Annotated in this window: 1 protein-coding gene; it reads left to right on the forward strand. The window is 64.6% G+C overall.

Translation table 11 applies throughout. The features are described 5' to 3' along the window. Positions 1-5 precede the first annotated feature (5 nt). A partial coding sequence (locus AACH06_RS30105) for an IS5 family transposase (RefSeq protein ID WP_341429525.1) occupies positions 6-794 on the forward strand: 789 nt, incomplete at its 3' end.

Consider the following 794-nt stretch of genomic DNA (forward strand, 5'->3'; position numbering starts at 1 on the left):
GGCGCATGAAACAACACAGCCTGGGCCTGGGGACGACGGCCAAGCGCACGAGGCGACGAGAGTTTCTCGAGGAGATGGAGCGCGTGGTGCCGTGGAGCGAGTTGGTGGCGCTGGTGACGCCGTACCTGCCCGAGGGCAAGCGTGGCCGGCCACCATTCGCACCGGAGACGATGCTGCGCATCCACTTCATGCAACAGTGGTTCTGCTTGAGCGATCCGGCGATGGAAGAGGCACTGCACGACATGCCACTGTTCCGCGAGTTCGCTGGCCTGGGAACCTGGGACGAGCGGCTACCCGACGAAAGCACCATTCTGCGGTTTCGCCATGTGCTGGAGAAGCACAAGTTGGCGTCGCAGATGCTGCAGACGGTGAACGAGCTGCTCACCGCCAAGGGCCTGCTGCTCAAGAGCGGCACGGTGGTCGATGCCACGCTGATTGCCGCGCCCAGCTCGACCAAGAACGCCTCGGGCGAACGCGACCCCGAGATGAAGCAAAGCCGCAAGGGCCAGCAGTGGTACTTCGGCATGAAGGCCCACATCGGCGTGGACGCCGAGTCGGGGTTGGTGCACACCGTGCGCGGCACCTGCGGCAGCGTCAACGACGTTGTCGAGGCCAACAGCCTGCTGCATGGGCAAGAGACTGACGCCTTTGGCGACGCGGGCTACCAGGGCGCGAGCAAGCGGCCAGACGCACGAGCAGACGTGAAATGGCACATCGCCATGCGACCCGGCAAGCGCAAGGCGCTGGACAAGACCAAGCTCGTGGACCAACTGACAGATCAGGTCGAGCGCATC

The sequence above is a fragment of the Ideonella lacteola genome (genome assembly GCF_038066555.1).
Taxonomy (GTDB): domain Bacteria; phylum Pseudomonadota; class Gammaproteobacteria; order Burkholderiales; family Burkholderiaceae_C; genus Ideonella; species Ideonella lacteola.